This window comes from Paraburkholderia unamae (assembly GCF_003268775.1).
Taxonomy (GTDB): domain Bacteria; phylum Pseudomonadota; class Gammaproteobacteria; order Burkholderiales; family Burkholderiaceae; genus Paraburkholderia; species Paraburkholderia unamae.
On sequence record NZ_QLSU01000046.1, the window covers coordinates 36,754 to 52,458 of the forward strand.

Consider the following 15,705-nt stretch of genomic DNA (forward strand, 5'->3'; position numbering starts at 1 on the left):
GCGCGGGCGCGTTCGATGCGGGAGTTGCAGCCATGATGCCAGGCACGCCGCGCCAACCGTTTCGCGCGTTTGCCTCGGTGGGGCTCGTCGCTTGCATAAGTCTCGGCAGTTTCTCCTTAGACTGCCGCGCCGAAACTCCGCTTGCTTATTTTCTCCACAGTGCCGGCCCGGCGTCCCGGCCCGTGCAAATTCTCGACTGGGCTCTCGCCGCGCTCTGCGTGGGGGTGTGCATTGTGATCGCGGCGCTGCTCTACGCTGCGATCCACCGCAAGCACCGCGCAAGGATCTCAGCCGATTCACACTTGTCGCAGGCGCACGTCGCCGACGAACGCGGCGAACGTCTCGCAAACCGCATCGTCGCGATCGGCACGGCGATCTCCTCGGTGCTGCTGCTGGCTGCGCTCGTTGGCATGCTGCGCGTGCTGGCCGCCGTGGCCGATCCGCCGGTCGCGCCCGCCCTCATCGTAACCGTCACGGCTTATGACTGGTGGTGGAAAGTGACCTACGAGACGCCCGACGGCGCGCGCTTCGCAACGGCAAACGAAATCCATATGCCCGCCAGCGAGCCCGTGCGCATCGATCTGCAAAGCGCCGACGTCGTGCACGCATTCTGGGTGCCGGCGCTCGCGGGCAAGACCCAGGCGATTCCCGGCCAGGTCAATCATCAATGGCTCGATGCGGACGCGCCCGGCGTGTGGCGTGGGCAATGCACGCAGTTCTGCGGTCCACAGCACGCGCACATGGCCATGGAAGTGGTGGCACAAGCGCCCGACGACTTCGCGCGCTGGCTAGCCTCCCAGGCGAGGCCCGCCGCACCCGCGCAAGAAGGAGGCGCGGCGCAGCGCGGCGAAAAGCTCTTCGTGGCGCTCTGCGCTGGCTGTCACGCCATTCGCGGTACGCAGGCGAACGGCGCGCAGGGGCCCGATCTCACGCACCTCGCCTCGCGTCGTCTGATCGCGGCGGGCACGCTCGCCAATACGCCCGCCAACCGGCTCGATTGGGTCGCGCATGCCCAGCAACTCAAACCCGAATCGCTGATGCCCGACATTGCCCTCACCCCCGCCGAGGCGAGCGACCTCGGCGCGTGGCTCGACACGCTCCAGTGACATGAACGACATCCCGGTCTCCTCTTCCGCTGATAGCGCCCCGGAACGCCCGGCACATCTGCCTGGCACGCGAATTCCGGGACGCCCGCGCGCGGGCCGCCTGTCGCGCGTGCCCGAAACAGGCGTCGCGCCGCTGGACGAAGAAACGTTGCGCCGCCTCAAAGAGACATGGGAGACGCGCCCCGGCTGGCGCGGCTGGCTCTCGACGGTGGACCACAAGACCATAGGCTTGCGCTACCTCGTCACGGCATTTGTGTTCCTCGTGCTGGGCGGTGTGGAGGCCCTCATCATGCGCATGCAACTCGCGCGCCCCAACGAAACACTCCTCACACCTCAGCAATACGATCAGCTCTTCACGATGCACGGCGTAACGATGATTTTTCTCTACGCGCTGCCCGTACTAAGCGGATTTTCGAACTACCTCTGGCCGCTCGTGCTTGGCTCCCGCGACATGGCGTTCCCGCGCCTGAACGCACTCTCATACTGGGTATTTCTCGGCGCGGGCCTCCTGCTGTATGCGAGCTTTCCCGCGGGCCAGGCCGCCAATGCCGGCTGGTTCAACTATGTGCCGCTTTCCACTGCTGCCTACGACCCAGGGCCCAATATCGACGTCTACGCGCTAGGCATGGTGCTGCTCGGCGTCTCCACGACGGTTGGCGCGGCCAACTTCGTCATCACCTTCTTGCGCATGCGCGCCAGTGGCATGTCGATCGCGCGCCTGCCCATACTCGTCTGGGGCACGCTCACGGCCTCCGGCGCCAACCTGCTCGCGGTGCCATCAGTAAGCCTCGCGTTCTTCATGCTCTGGCTCGACCGCAATGCCGGCACGCACTTCTTCGACACCAGCGCCGATGGCCGTCCGCTGCTCTGGCAGCATCTCTTCTGGATTTTCGCGCACCCATGGGTCTATGTGGTCGTGCTGCCCGCCATGGGCATCGTCTCCGACGCACTGCCCACCTTCTGCCGACGCCCCATCGTCGCATATACAGCCGTTGCGCTCTCAACTGTCGCGACCATGCTGGTGGGCTTCGAAGTCTGGCTCCATCACATGTTCGCGACTGGGCTGTCGCCGCTCGCGCTGGCATTCTTCGGCGCGGCCAGCATGGTAATTTCGGTGCCTAGCGCCATCGCCGTATTCGCGTGGATCGCCACCATCTGGACCGGCAAACCAGTATTCAAGACGCCGTTCTATTACTTCGCGGGCTTCGTGCTGATGTTCACGGTGGGTGGCGTGTCGGGCGTGATGACCGCCGCTGTGCCGCTCGACTGGCAACTCACTGACACCTACTTCGTCGTGGCCCACCTTCACTACGTGCTGCTGGGGATCAACGTGTTTCCCGTGCTCGGCGGCGTTTCCTACTGGTTCCCAAAGTTCACCGGTCGGCTCATGAACGAGCGCTTCGGCAAATGGACTTTCTGGATAACCTTCATCGGCTTCAATCTCGGCTTCTTTCCCATGCATATCTCGGGGCTGCTCGGCATGCCGCGCCGCGTCTACACCTATCCCGAGGGTATGGGTTGGGACACAGCCAACCTGCTCACGAGCGTCGGCGCCTTCGTGTTCGCAACCGGTATAGCCATGTTCATCGGCAATGCGCTCGTAAGCGCCAGACGCGGCGCGCGCGCCGGCGCGAACCCGTGGAACGCCGCAGGTCTGGAATGGTCCACTTCATCGCCACCACCGCCCTACAATTTCGCGATCCTTCCGAGCGTACGCTCGCGCGATCCTCTCTGGCAGCCTGACGCCAATATCCCGAGGCGGGGCTACCTGCTCCACCGGGGCCGCGAAGCGTTGGGCGTGACGCCGCTCATGGGCGATCCCGACGTCATCCTCAAGATGCCCGAGGACAGCTATGCGCCCTTCGTGCTGGGCGTGGCCTCAACCCTCGTGTTCGTAGGCCTGCTGTTGCATTCCGGTTCAATCACGGCGCTCGCCGGCGCGATCTGCGCGCTCTCCCTGATCGCGTGGCTGTGGCCGCAACGCTCGCTTGGCCAGCGCGAACCGTTCTCACCGCAAAGCGCGGTGGCCGCCGAATCAGGTGCCACGCAAAGCGAAGACGAAACCCTAGCGCTGCCTGTGGGCAGCGCGGGCGAACATGCTGGCGGGTGGTGGGGCGTCTTCACGCTCATCATCACGGAAACCGCACTGTTCGGTTTCCTGATCTTCTCGTATCTCTACCTCGCCTCACAAAGCGCGCAGCCGTGGCCGCCTGAAGGGCCGCCGAAGCTCGGCATGAGCAGCCTGAACACCGTATTGCTGCTGTTGAGCAGCGTGTTCGTGTGGCTCGCGGGCGCTTTCGTACGGCGTGCACGGTCATGGCCCGCGTTCTGGTCGATGTTCGTCGGCATCGCGCTCGGCGTGGCATTCGTGATCATCCAGTTCTTCGAGTGGCACGACAGGCCCTATGGCCTGGCTACGAATCTCTATGGTTCACTCTACTTTACGATCACGGGCTTTCACATGGCGCACGTGATGGCCGGTCTAATAATGCTCACCTGCCTCGCCGTCTGGGTGGCACGCGGCTATTTCGATGGCAGACGCGACGCCGCGCTCACCATTGGCGGCCTGTACTGGCACTTCGTCGACGTGGTGTGGCTGTTCATTTTTTCCGTGCTCTATCTCTCGCCGTACTGGATGCGGGGTCGATGATGCCGCTTGCCGCTCAACCGCCCGCCACCACGCCCACGCTCGCCCAGCACGTGGCGATGTGGTACGGCCTGCTCGGCGTGCCGCTCGTTTGGGCGGGGCATGTGCTGCTTTGCCAGACGCTCGTCGAGACCGCATGCTTCGGCGGCGTTGCACAGATCAATGCCCAGCCGTGGCACTCCGTACGTTGGGTACTCCCGCTGGTTTCCGGCGCGGCATTCGCGCTCGCGCTCGGCGGATCGCTGCTGGCACGGCGCGTCTGGCACGCGAGCGCGGCGCTGCATTCGCCGCAGCACGACACGTTCCGCTTTCTTGCGTGGAGCAGCACCGCCGTTGCGGTGGCGTTCACGATCGCCCTGGTCTTCACGATTTCGGTGCTCTTCGTGTTGCCGCTTGAGCGCCTGTGCGGAGTGCTGCAATGAAGGCGCCCGCATACAGGAAAACGGTGCTGACTGCGCATCTCGCGGCATACGCAGCCATGTTCGCCCTGCTTGCCGGCTGCCACCAAGACAGTGAGCTCGCTACGACGAAGCCCCTTCCTGACGCCGCACAAATCTCCCTCGGCGAAAGACTCGCCAAGGCTGGCGATTGCGCGTCCTGCCACGACTCCGCGAAGCGCGAGCCGTTTGCCGGCGGGCTCGCCGTGAACTCGCCGTTTGGGCCTATTTACGCGAGCAACATCACGCCGGACACTACGTATGGCATCGGCAACTACACGCCCGAGCAGTTTGCGGCGGCGTTGCAACGCGGTGCGGCGCCTGGCGGCAAGCGCCTTTATCCGGCCATGCCTTATCCTTCGTTCGCAGCGCTCGATCCGCGCGACGTCAACGCGCTCTACCAGTACTTCATGTACGGCGTGAAGCCCGTGGCGAACGCCGCGCCGCAAACGCATCTGCCGTTTCCGTTCAACCAGCGCTGGGTGATGATGTTCTGGCGTCTCGCCTTCGCGCAGCACGGCCTCTTCAAGCCCGATCCCGAACGCTCTGCGCAGTGGAATCGCGGTGCGTGGCTCGTGCAGGGACTCGGGCACTGCGGCGCGTGCCACACGCCGCGCGGGCCAGCCTTCAACGAAATGGGCTATACCGAACGCAGCCCGCTTTACCTTACAGGCGGCGTGATCGATCACTGGTATGCGCCAAACCTCACGGGCGACCCCGGGGGCGGCCTCGGCCGCTGGAGCGCCAACGAAATCGCGGCCTTCCTGCGCGACGGCCATAACGACCGCGCTTACGCGTTCGGCGCAATGGCGCCCGTGGTGGGCGCCAGCACTCAATACATGAGCGACGACGACCTGCACGCCATCGCCACCTATCTGAAGTCGCTCCCCGTGCACGAAGCAAGCGGGCAGTATGCGGATTCGGCGGCTGCGCGCGCCTCAACCATGGCGGCCCTGCGCGGCGGCATGCCGGAACGGCCGGGCGCGGGGCTTTATCTCTCGTACTGCGCAAAATGCCACGCCGCGGACGGCTCCGGCACGCAGAACAAGGCGCCGCCGCTTGCGGGCAGCTCGATTGCACTCTCCTCCAATCCGACGAGCCTGCTGCGCCTTATCGTTGAAGGCAGCGAGAGTCCGCAGACAAACGGCGCCGCCGAGCCACTCAAGATGCCCGCGTTTCGCGCGCACTTCACGGACAGCGAGGTCGCCCAGGTGGCCAGCTTCGTGCGCGGTGCATGGGGCAACAACGCCTCGCCGGTGGCCCCCGCCGAGGTCACACGCCTACGCGAGGCAATTCATCGCTAGAGGCGCGCGACGGGTATCTTGCAACGACGCTACCGCCGCTGCCGCGCGCCCTCAAATGCTTACTGCCCCTTGGTGTCGCTGCTAGCGTCCGCGCCAGGCGTGTTGGTCGTATCGTTCATCGACTTCTTCGCGTGTGTCTTTTTCTGAGTATGATGCATGGGCTTAGGCGCGGTACCCATGCTGGCGGAATTCGCCCCGGCGTCCGGAGGCTGAGTGCCGGTCGCCCCAGCGTTTCCCGTGCCGCTGCCGCCTCCCCCCCCACCGGCCGAACCTTGCGCGAGCGCGAAACCTGACGCAGCAAGCGCGACGCTAACGAGCACAGGCTTGAGATATTGACGTGACTTCATGATGGACTCCTCGTCGTGTGGAAGAGAATGCGGCCAGCGGGTCTGGGATCCTCCGTACGCAGTGCTCCTACAGCGCACGTGACGTGCCAGACGTTCGCGTGGCGTCCCTGTTGCTGGACCTGTTAGCCTCCGCTGCGATGACCCTTTGTCGAGCCGCTCAGCAGCAATGCTGTCTTGACGACGGCGAGATGACTGAGCGCCTGCGGGAAGTTGCCCGCCAGCGTGCGCGCGCGGACGTCGTATTCTTCCGCGAACAAACCCACGTCGTTAGCGACGGCGAGCACGCGCTCGAACTGGGCGCGGGCGTCGCTCTCGTCTCCGCGCAGATACAGGCAATCCGCCATCCAGCAGGAGCAGGCGAGAAACGCGCCTTCTTCCGGCGCTTCGCCCTCGCCGCGTCGCCAGCGACGAATCAGTCCGTCTTCGCCCAGTTCGGCGCGAACCGCATCGATCGTCGCTGACATACGCGGGTCATCGACCCGCATGAAGCCCATCAACGGCATGAGCAGCAGGCTCGAATCGAGCCCGGTCTCGCCGTAGCTACGTATGAATGCACCGCGCCGGGCGTCCCAGCCGCGTGTGCAGACTTCCTCATAAAGCGTGCGCTGCAAGCGCTCCGCGCGTTGCACCATCGCGTCGCCTGCGCCTGGCCCGTCTTCACACCAATGCTTGATGAACCGGTCGAGCGCGACCCAGATCATCACGCGCGAAGTCGTGTAGTGGCGCGGTTCGCCGCGGGTCTCCCAGATCCCGGAGCCTTGCCTTTCGCTGTGATCGAGTAGCCAGCTGACAATACGCTCCTCGAGCACGGCTTCTTCGGGCGCCGCCCGGATGCCCGCCCGACGCGTGAGATAGAGGCAATCGAGCGCTTCGCCGAAGACGTCCGGCTGATACTGCGTGGCAGCGGCGTTGCCAAAGCGAACGGGACGCGCACCGTGCCAGCCTGCAAGCGACTTGATATTGCGTTCGGCGGGCACGCGCCGCCCGTCCACGTCATACATGATATGAATGTGCGAGCGCGAAGCGCCTAGCGTACGCAACAACCAGTCGCGCCACGCTCGCGCCTCCTCGTGGAAACCCGCTTCGAGCAGCGCTTCCAGCGCGAAGCTCGCGTCGCGCAGCCAGCAGTAACGATAGTCCCAATTCAGGCAGCCACCGGGCAGCTCCGGCAGCGAAGTCGTCGGCGCCGCGACCATTGCGCCGCTTGGGCGATAGATCAGCGACTTGAGCGTGAGCAGCGAGCGCCGCACGGGTTGCGGCCACAGCGTGCGGCTGTCGTCGAAGCGCTCGATCCAGCGCCGCCAGTGACGCTGCGCGTCGTGTAGCGCCGGAATTGCCGATGCGGGATCGACCACTGCGGTATCGCCGTGGCTTAGGCTGAAAGCCACACGTTCGCCTGCATGAACCGTGAACACGGCTTCGATGAGGCACTCGTCCCGGCTTTCGAGCTTGGCGTCGCTGCGCAGGTTCATTGCGCCACAACCTGTTTGCAACATTACTGAGGTCGTCTGGCCGCCGCGATCATGCGCAACCGCATTGCCATCGCCATACGGGCGCAGCAGCAAGCGCATATGCATTGCGACGCTGCCTTCGCAACCTTCAATGATGCGCACGAGGCACGGCGTCGTAGTCTCGACCGCCATGAAGTCGATTGCAAGCACGCTGCCGCCTTCACATTCGAAGCTGGTTTCGACAACGAGCGTATCCGCTTGATAACATCGGCTCGCGCGACGCGGCGGCTCGGCCGACGCAATGCGCCAGAGACCATCGCCCTCGCAACCCAGCATCGAGGCAAAGCAGGGATCGCTGTCGAAGCGCGGCCAGCATAACCAGTCTATCGAGCCATCGCGGCCCAGGAGCGCGGCACAACGACCGTCTGCAAGGAGCGCGTAATCTTCGATGCTGCGTGTCATGGTCATACGCGTGAACTGTGCGCCCCGCCGCCAACGCGCTCAAAGCACATCGAGAGCGGGCATCGCACTCAGGACTTCTTACCGGGAATGACGCTCGCCATCACCTGGCGTGCCGTGTTCGCAATCATGCTGCGCTCGGCCGGGTCGCCCTCCATCAAGGTCCGTGCGAAGTGGCGCGCCTGCTCGAGCGTCACATGCGGCGGCAGCGGCGGCACTTCGGGGTCCGTCTTGACTTCGATTACGACAGGTCGGGACGCCGTCAGCGCCTGCTCCCACGCTTCGCCAAGACGCTCCGGATCGTCGACATAAATGCCGGTGAGCCCCACTAGCTCGGCAAAACGGTGGTAAGGGACGTTGGGAATATCCTGCGAAGCCTCGAATTTCGGGTCGCCTTGCATAACGCGCTGTTCCCACGTCACCTGATTCAGATCTTCGTTGTTGAACACCACGCAGATCCAGCACGGGTTTTCCCACTGGCGCCAGTATTTCGCGACCGTCACAAGCTCTGCCATATTGTTCATCTGCATCGCGCCGTCGCCCACCAATGCGATGACCGGCCGCTGTGGATGCGCGAACTTGGCCGCAATAGCATAGGGAACCGCCGCACCCATCGATGCGAGGCCGCCGGAGAGCGAGCACATCATGCCACGGCGGATCTGGAGGTCCCGCGCGTACCAGTTTGCGCATGATCCGGAATCACTTGTAACTATCGCGCCGTCTGGCAGCCGCGGAGAAAGTTCTGTCACCACACGCTGCGGATTGACCTTGCCACCCGTTGCCGCGCGCGCGCGCTCTTCGAGGACACGTTGCCAGCGCTCGCCCGCATGGATAATACGGTTGCGCCAGCTGGCGGCCTCCTTCTGTTCAAGCAGCGGCAACAGCGCGCGTAGCGTCGCCGCGCTGTCGCCCACCAGGCTCACGTCCATCGGATAGCGCAAGCTGAGCATGCCCGCGTCGATGTCGATCTGTACCGCCCGCGCCTCGCCCTCCTTCGGCAGGAATTCCGAGTAGGGGAAGCCGGAGCCGACCATCAGCAAAGTGTCGCAGGCCGACATCATCTCGTCCGTCGGCTTCGTACCAAGCAAACCGATGCTGCCCGTCACCCATGGAATATCGTCAGGGACGGCCGCCTTGCCGAGCAGTGCTTTCGCCACGCCTGCGTGCAGGCGCTCGGCAACGGCGATGACCTCGTCGGTTGCGTGCAGGGCGCCCGCGCCGACAAGCATGGCCACACGATGTCCAGCGTTGAGAACCTCAGCGGCACGCCGCAGGTCTGCCTCGCGGGGCACGACTTCAGGCGCGGCGTATCCCACGCCCGAGTGCGCGGTGCCATGCTTGCGCGCAGGCGGCTCGTATTCAAGCTCCTGCAAGTCATTGGGCAGCACCATGGCGGTTACAGTGCGCCGGGAAAGCGCGATACGCACTGCGCGATCCACGACGTGTCTCACCTGCCCCGGCACGCTCGGCTGCTGTATATACGAGCCCGCCACGTCCTTAAACATCGAAACGAGATCGAGCTCCTGCTGGTAATGCGCACCGAGTGCGGCGCGCGCCTGCTGACCCGCAATGGCGAGCACTGGCATATGGTCCATGCGTGCATCGTACAAGCCGGTGAGCAGATGGCTCGCGCCGGGGCCGGAAGTGGCGATGCACACACCCAATTCGCCAGTGAATTTGGCGTGTGCGCTCGCCATGAACGCCGCCATTTCCTCGTGACGGGCCTGCACGAACTCGATCTTGCCGCGCGCACGCTGAAGCGCGCCGAACATGCCGTTGATGCCATCGCCAGGATAGCCGAAGATGCGTCGCACGCCCCATTCATATAGACGCTCGATAATGAAGTCGCTTACCGTGTTCGTCGCCATTTGCCTTTCTCCCGTATATGATGGGCCCGAATCCGACACTATCGACAGGTCCACCTGAAGCCTGCCGCGCAAACGCCGCACCCGGTTCAGAATCTGACCATCAGGGCGAGCAAACACCAAAGGCGCGTGACAACTATCGATTCAAAGATGGACACGCAACACCGGCTTACACCAATCGAACCGCCGGCCGTCGAGGCTGCGGCGCGGCATCAAAGCGGTCGGAACGCAACGCCCTGTTCATCGGCGCGAGCGCCGAATACGAGTGCCGACTGGGCTTCTGGCTTGCCGCCCTAGGCAGCACCGCGTGCGGGTACGTGCGCGGCGGCGGGCTAGCCGGGCACATATGCGTCAGTGCGACGCGAACTGACGCCTGGTGCGCGCCGCATCGGGGAGCGATTTGGATGCTGCGTCGCCTGCTCGCCCGGCCTCGGCTCATGACCGCTGCGCCCCGCGCAAGAACGCTATGCCCGGGTTACGCGCCAGTAGCGCTCGGGTTTTGCCAGATCGGCCGGAAAACGTGCGTCAAAAGCGCGTAGCTGACTTGCATACTCAAGGATGGCCAGGCGCTTGGCCGTGAGCGCGCGTGCGGCGAGCCGTGCCGGGCGCCAGGTTTCGTCAAGTGGTGTGACGTGCAGCCCTGCTGCTTCGAGTTCGGCCAACCGCTTTGCCACCACGCCGCGCGTCGTGCGATGAATTGCCTCCTCGTAAGCGATACAGGACTCCAACCCGCCAGTGCACAGCAGGAGTTCCCACGCCTTGCCCACGCACATGTGGTCCGGGTGACGCACGCCCAGCGGCGCCACGAACGCTTCGTCGCCCGCACGCATAGATTCGCAGTGCTTTTTAACTTCCTCTGCAAGCGTGGCGACATCAGGCAGTCGACCATATTGACCGTCCAGGAACGGCAACCGCAGCGCTCGCGCGCCGCAGTGCTCAAGGGCACGATTGTCCTCGCGACAGCGTTCGTCCAATGCTTGCGTCGAATTGCCGAAGCCCGCCGCGCGATCCCACTCCGTATGCTGTGGATGGTCTGGAGCCCCAGCGAATACGGTACAGACGCATGCTCCCGGATACCCAGCGAGCAGCGCGGCACAGCCAAAGACTGCGTCGTCGAGATGGGGAGAGACGACGAACAGCGCAGAACTTGCGCCCGCCATTGCGCCTCGCTGACGATCAAAAGACATTGCGGCCTCCTCTTTCCGCCCCGCCAAACACCACTGTCAGGGCCGCCCGCTCTCAGACAACTTCTTCGCCATACCCCGGTATCGCGACTCCGAGCATGCATACCCAGCGTAGAGTTCGGTGCCCGTCGCGCCGCACGTGACACGCGCAACTCTGGTGCCCATGGGCGCTCTCCCCGGGTATTGGAGCCCAGGCATGGGGCATGCGCGACGGAAGCCGCCCGTCGCGCTGCAATATTCACGAACCTGCGCAGAGGAGCTAAGACCATGAGGACGATCATTACCCTACGGGCGCGCTGCACGGTGCAGGCGAGGCCGGGCATCGGAACGTGCGGCCCGGACTCGCAGATCCAGCGCATTCGCGCGAACTCGTCAAGTTGCGAGAGGCAAGCGCGACCTGACGCCGCCGATGAGGGCCACCGTGCGAGCCACTTCCATGTTTTGCAAGACAAGCCATGGGCGGTGGCGTGAACGCGTCGCGTGTTACCAGGCTCGAAGCCCGCGCCTTTGCGATCCCCACTGACAGCCCCGAGGCTGACGGCACCATCGCGTGGCGCTCGACCACTCTCGTGCTCTGCGAGATCGACGCGATCGGCTTCACGGGTATCGGCTACACCTATGCGCATGCGAGTGCCGCGTCGCTAATAGGCACTGTGCTGGCCGACGCGGTGCACCGCTACGACGTTTTCGACATTGCTCGCATCAACCTTCAGATGCAGCGCGAAGTGCGAAACATCGGCCGTCGGGGTCTCGCTGCCTGCGCAATTTCCGCCGTCGATTCCGCGCTCTGGGACCTCAAGGCGAAAGCGCTTGGCTTGCCGTTGTGCGTGCTGCTCGGCATGCAGCGCGAAAGCGTGCCTGTCTATGGTAGTGGCGGATTCACAACCTACGACATCGATACATTGCAGCGCCAATTGGGCGGTTGGGTGAATGACGACGGCTGCGAGTGGGTCAAGATGAAAGTCGGATCGAGCCCACGCAACGACCCTGCGCGCGTGGAAGCAGCGCGCCAGGCGATTGGCAGCGCCGGTCTGTTCGTCGATGCCAACGGCGCATACGAGTTCAAGGAGGCGCAACGTCTTGCCGAATACTTTGCGACTCAGGGTGTGCAGTGGTTCGAAGAACCGGTGTCCTCGGACGACCACAGCGGCCTAGCCGCACTGCGAGCCGGGCTTCCTCCGGGCATGGCACTCGCGGCGGGCGAGTACGGCTATACCGCGGACGATTTCCGCGCGTTGCTCGATATGCGCGCCGTAGACGTGCTGCAGGTCGACGCAACGCGCTGTTGCGGCATCAGCGGATTTCTCCAGGCCGACGCGCTGTGCGATGCCTGGCATGCGCCGCTTTCTGCCCACTGCGCTCCCGCATTGCATTTGCATGTGGCATGCGCGGCACGACGCCTGCAACACATCGAATGGTTCCACGACCACGCGAGAATCGAGGGCATGTTATTCGATGGCGCACCGCAACTGCGTGGTGGCCAGATTGCGCCCGACCTTACACGGCTGGGCAACGGACTCGCATTCCGGCATGCCGATGGTCAACGCTTTGCCCTTAACTGAACAGGTGCTAACCTTTCATCGAAGGCACGCCCGCACCTGCCTGCGCAGGCGTCCGAACGCCATCGCGAGTCCTAAGAGGCCGAGCGCCACCCCGCCCATTACAGCATGAACGTGCCGCTCAGTGAAAAGCGGTACGAACCCGTCTTGTGCTTCGTCGTCGAAGCGCCCGTGCGCGCCAAAGTCTCCCGCGACGGGCATGTATAGATTCTCCGGCGCATCCGCCGGGCGCGGCGCATCAGTGAGCTGACCGCGGTATCCGGCTCGCGCGAGATAGTGATCGACAAGACCCGGTGCCAGAAGGTCGGCGACAATCGCGCGCGACGTAGACCAGCCGAGCCAAAGCGTACGCCGACGATGCTCTGCCGCGAAGCGTATCGCGCGGGCAGCCACCTCCGGTTGGTAGACGGGTGCGACCGGCCGCGCGCGCCGCCCGGTGCGATTAGCTGCCCAATCAAACTGCGGCGTATTGATAGCCGGCAGATCAACGAGCGAAAGCCGTATTTCGAGTCCGTCGTGGATCAGTTCCGAGCGCAAGGCATCCGTGAAACCGCGTACTGCGAACTTCGCACCGCAATAAGCGGATTGCAGAGGCACAGCGCGCGATGCGAGTGCCGATCCAACGTTGACGATGGCGCCACGATTGCGCTGGCGCATACGTGCTAGCGCCGCCATCGTGCCATAGACCTGGCCCAGATAGGTCACCTGCGTTGCTCGCTCGAAATCGCGGGCAGACAGCGCTGAGACCGGGGCGAATACTGTCGCCATTGCTACATTGACCCATACATCGATCTCACCGAGTTCGCGTTCAATGCGCCCTGCTGCCGCATCGACGGCCTGTGCATCGGCCATGTCAACCGGCACCGCCAGGGCGCCAACGCCTCGTAGCGCCTCCAGCTGCTCGGCAAGACGCACGACGCGCTCAGGCTCACGCGAGAGCAGCGCCACGTCATAGCCGGCGCGCGCGAACTCTTCGGCGCAGGCGCGGCCGACACCCGCGCCTGCGCCCGTAACGACGACGACCCTGCGGGCCGGCGCCTTGGGCATGAGATGCGTTCCCACGGGACCTCCAGAATGACTAAGGGCAGAGAACACTGCGACGCATCGTGCATGCCTGGATGGCTCGCGCCTGGCAACTTAAAGCGAAGCTGCCTGGGATAGGACAGCAAATGCTCCCCTCAACAGGGCAACTCAAACGGCTGTCACTGCTGTCCGCGAGCGCACCCGAGCTAGCTTCTTCGCCGCAGAGGGCCGCGCGGGCTGGGACAATGTGCCGCTCGCTTCGGGCTCCTGCGTCTTGGCCGCTTTACCTTGCACTCCGTGCCTTGGTCCGCTAGCCCGCGCTTTCCGCCTCGACTGCTCCAGCAAAGCTGCGAGGCTCGCACCACCCCGCTCGTCTTTGTTCTCCTGGCGCAATGCCTTGCGCGCGCGGCGTCTTGCATCTCTATTGAGAAAAACGACCAACGCGGCTTCGTCAGCACTGAGCCTACTGCGATGCACGGAACGGAGCGCCTGCGCCAAGGCGCCCGCTTCGAATGCTTCGAGCACCGCCGGATGGACATAGCACTTGCGGCAGACCGACGGCGTATTACGCAGAAGTTGTGAGACCTGTTTGATGGTTTCCACGACGTGTGCGCGGGCCTGTGTCACCGTCGTCCATTCCAGCTTGCTCAGGGCCGAGAGCGCGAACACGCTGCCAGCCCATGTGCGATAGTCCTTCGCAGTAAATTCGGCAGCCGTGATCTCATGCAGATAGTCGTTGATGTCCGACGAATTGACAGTATGTGCGGCCCGATCGGCATCAAGATACTGGAAAAGGTCCCGACCGGGCAGTTCCATACAGTGTCGAACGACCCTCGCAATGCGCGCATCACTGACAGCGACGTCGTGCTCGATACCGCTCTTGCCGCGAAACTTGAAGCGCAGTTGCTCAGATGAAACTTTCAGATGACACTTCCGCAGTGTCGTCAGGCCATACGAGCGATTTTCCCGCGCGTACTCCTCACTGCCCACGCGAATCAGAGTGATATCGAGAAGGCGGACGACCGCAGCCAATACCTTGTCTCGCGGCATGCCGTCGAGCATGAGGTCGCGCGCCACCCGCGCGCGCAATTTCGGCAACGCAGCGCCAAATGCCAGCATGCGCTCGAACTTGGTCGCGTCGCGCGTTTCACGCCAGCGCGGATGATAGCGGTACTGCTTGCGCCCACGGGCATCACGGCCCGTCGCCTGCAAATGACCGCGCGCATCGGGACAGATCCAGACGTCCGTGTACGCAGGCGGGATGGCCAGCGCATTGATGCGGCGAATCTCTGCGTCGTCCTGAATGCGGGCGCCTTGTGTGTTGTAGTAAGCGAAGGTGTCGCCGACGCGTTCGCGTCTATAACCCGGACGCGAATCGTCGACGTAGCGCAGACCCGGGGGCGCGGACTCCGTGCGCGATATGGCGACCCCGCTCCCCGTGCTGTGACGTTTTCGGCTTACTGATCTTGTACGAACTGTCGCCACGACTCGCCCCGAGAGAGCCTTATTGCGATCCGATGCGCAATCGCCGTGCCGATAGCCTTGCTACGTGCAGTATCGGCGTATCGGCGTTTGCCGGACTCCACGCTTCTACCCGCTTGCTGGATTTCGATGTGGTACTTACGGCATTGGGCATCCGTTGTGCGCTTTCCATGGTTCCTGCTTCGTCACGAATAAGCCCAATGAACCTCGACCGGATCTACACGCAGATGTGGTTGTATCTCACTACCGCTGCCAGCGAAGACGATCAGCCATTCAAGCTAATGCAGGCGGCAACGATTAGCTTGGATGGCGCTCCCAATGTTCGAACCGTCGAGCTTCGGCGCGTGAACGAACAGCAGAACGTGATCGCATTCCACACCGACTTGCGTTCCCCAACACCACATCAAGCCTTCCGTTGTCGCGCTGGATACGATCGTAGAGTCGATCAAGGTCGGCGAGATTGCTCGCGTCCCCCTGCACGCCGACGGCACCGTTCCCGATTTCTTCGACCGCCTCGTCCAGACGAGTTTGTCTACGTCCGGTGATATAAACCTTCGCGCCTTCGTCTGCGAAGAGTCTGGCGCTGGCAAGGCCAATGCCTTCGCTGCCGCCGGTGATTGCCACAACCTTGTTCTCGAATCGTCTTGCCATATTCGTTCTGATTCCCGTGCCGCCAACCCGGGCAAGGCCACGCAAAGCCTTGTCAAGCAAGGAGTTGCGGGGGATTTTCATATTTCGCTGGATGGGCAGAAATAACCAACACCACATCGGCCCGTTTGGGATGGGCCAGGATGAATCCTCGAGGCTTGCATGTCTCGCAGAGTTGGTCCGGCCGTGCGCC

The 15,705-nt window shown here is 63.8% G+C and carries 12 protein-coding genes and 1 pseudogene; 6 read left to right on the plus strand and 7 right to left on the minus strand.

The genetic code is table 11. The annotated features are described in order from the left end of the window. Positions 1-35: 35 nt before the first annotated feature. The 4 genes from C7401_RS41320 to C7401_RS41335 are packed head-to-tail and all read left to right on the plus strand — an operon-like array spanning position 36 to position 5,494. Complete coding sequence (locus C7401_RS41320) at positions 36-1,106, plus strand: cytochrome c oxidase subunit II (protein WP_181565821.1); 1,071 nt, start codon at positions 36-38, stop codon at positions 1,104-1,106. A 1-nt stretch (position 1,107) separates the two neighbouring features. Next, complete coding sequence (gene ctaD / locus C7401_RS41325) at positions 1,108-3,756, plus strand: cytochrome c oxidase subunit I (RefSeq protein WP_112177826.1); 2,649 nt, start codon at positions 1,108-1,110, stop codon at positions 3,754-3,756. Further along, on the plus strand, positions 3,753-4,175 hold the full coding sequence (locus C7401_RS41330) for a cytochrome C oxidase subunit I (protein ID WP_112177827.1): 423 nt from the start codon (positions 3,753-3,755) through the stop codon (positions 4,173-4,175). Before ctaD ends, C7401_RS41330 begins: the two co-directional genes overlap by 4 nt. Then, positions 4,172-5,494 carry a c-type cytochrome gene (locus tag C7401_RS41335; protein ID WP_244315081.1) on the plus strand — a complete coding sequence of 441 codons (1,323 nt, stop codon included), beginning with the start codon at positions 4,172-4,174 and terminating at the stop codon, positions 5,492-5,494. Before C7401_RS41330 ends, C7401_RS41335 begins: the two co-directional genes overlap by 4 nt. A 59-nt stretch (positions 5,495-5,553) precedes the next feature. On the opposite strand, the gene C7401_RS41340 is transcribed toward C7401_RS41335, so the two are convergent. The 4 genes from C7401_RS41340 to C7401_RS41355 form a co-directional block, all read right to left on the minus strand. Then, on the minus strand, positions 5,554-5,841 hold the full coding sequence (locus C7401_RS41340) for a hypothetical protein (protein ID WP_112177828.1): 288 nt from the start codon (positions 5,839-5,841) through the stop codon (positions 5,554-5,556). Between the two features lie 122 nt (positions 5,842-5,963). Beyond that, positions 5,964-7,754, minus strand: coding sequence for a glycoside hydrolase family 15 protein (locus C7401_RS41345; RefSeq protein ID WP_112177829.1), 1,791 nt, complete (start codon positions 7,752-7,754; stop codon positions 5,964-5,966). 68 nt (positions 7,755-7,822) lie between these two features. Beyond that, positions 7,823-9,619: a thiamine pyrophosphate-requiring protein gene (locus C7401_RS41350; RefSeq protein WP_112177830.1), complete on the minus strand. Its 1,797-nt coding sequence runs from the start codon at positions 9,617-9,619 to the stop codon at positions 7,823-7,825. Between the two features lie 461 nt (positions 9,620-10,080). Continuing rightward, the gene (locus C7401_RS41355; RefSeq protein WP_112177831.1) at positions 10,081-10,803 is read right to left on the minus strand and encodes a PIG-L deacetylase family protein; all 723 of its coding nucleotides are present in this window, start codon (positions 10,801-10,803) and stop codon (positions 10,081-10,083) included. A 452-nt stretch (positions 10,804-11,255) separates the two neighbouring features. On the opposite strand from C7401_RS41355, the gene C7401_RS41365 reads away from it, so the two are divergent. Further along, positions 11,256-12,362: an enolase C-terminal domain-like protein gene (locus C7401_RS41365; RefSeq protein ID WP_112177833.1), complete on the plus strand. Its 1,107-nt coding sequence runs from the start codon at positions 11,256-11,258 to the stop codon at positions 12,360-12,362. Between the two features lie 15 nt (positions 12,363-12,377). On the opposite strand, the gene C7401_RS41370 is transcribed toward C7401_RS41365, so the two are convergent. After that, entirely contained in the window at positions 12,378-13,406 is a 1,029-nt protein-coding gene (locus tag C7401_RS41370) for an SDR family oxidoreductase (protein WP_112177834.1), read from the minus strand. Between the two features lie 144 nt (positions 13,407-13,550). After that, positions 13,551-14,804 (minus strand): DNA topoisomerase IB, encoded by a 1,254-nt coding sequence (locus C7401_RS41375; RefSeq protein ID WP_258397440.1) that lies wholly within the window; start codon positions 14,802-14,804, stop codon positions 13,551-13,553. A gap of 287 nt (positions 14,805-15,091) precedes the next feature. Between C7401_RS41375 and C7401_RS46035 the strand changes: the two are divergent. Next, positions 15,092-15,202 (plus strand): annotated as a pseudogene (locus tag C7401_RS46035) (pyridoxamine 5'-phosphate oxidase family protein); the annotation flags it as partial. On the opposite strand, the gene C7401_RS46040 reads toward C7401_RS46035, so the two are convergent. Continuing rightward, positions 15,162-15,632, minus strand: a complete 471-nt coding sequence (locus tag C7401_RS46040; RefSeq protein WP_309252026.1) for an SDR family oxidoreductase — start codon at positions 15,630-15,632, stop codon at positions 15,162-15,164. The pseudogene C7401_RS46035 and the gene C7401_RS46040 overlap by 41 nt on opposite strands. Positions 15,633-15,705 lie beyond the last annotated feature (73 nt).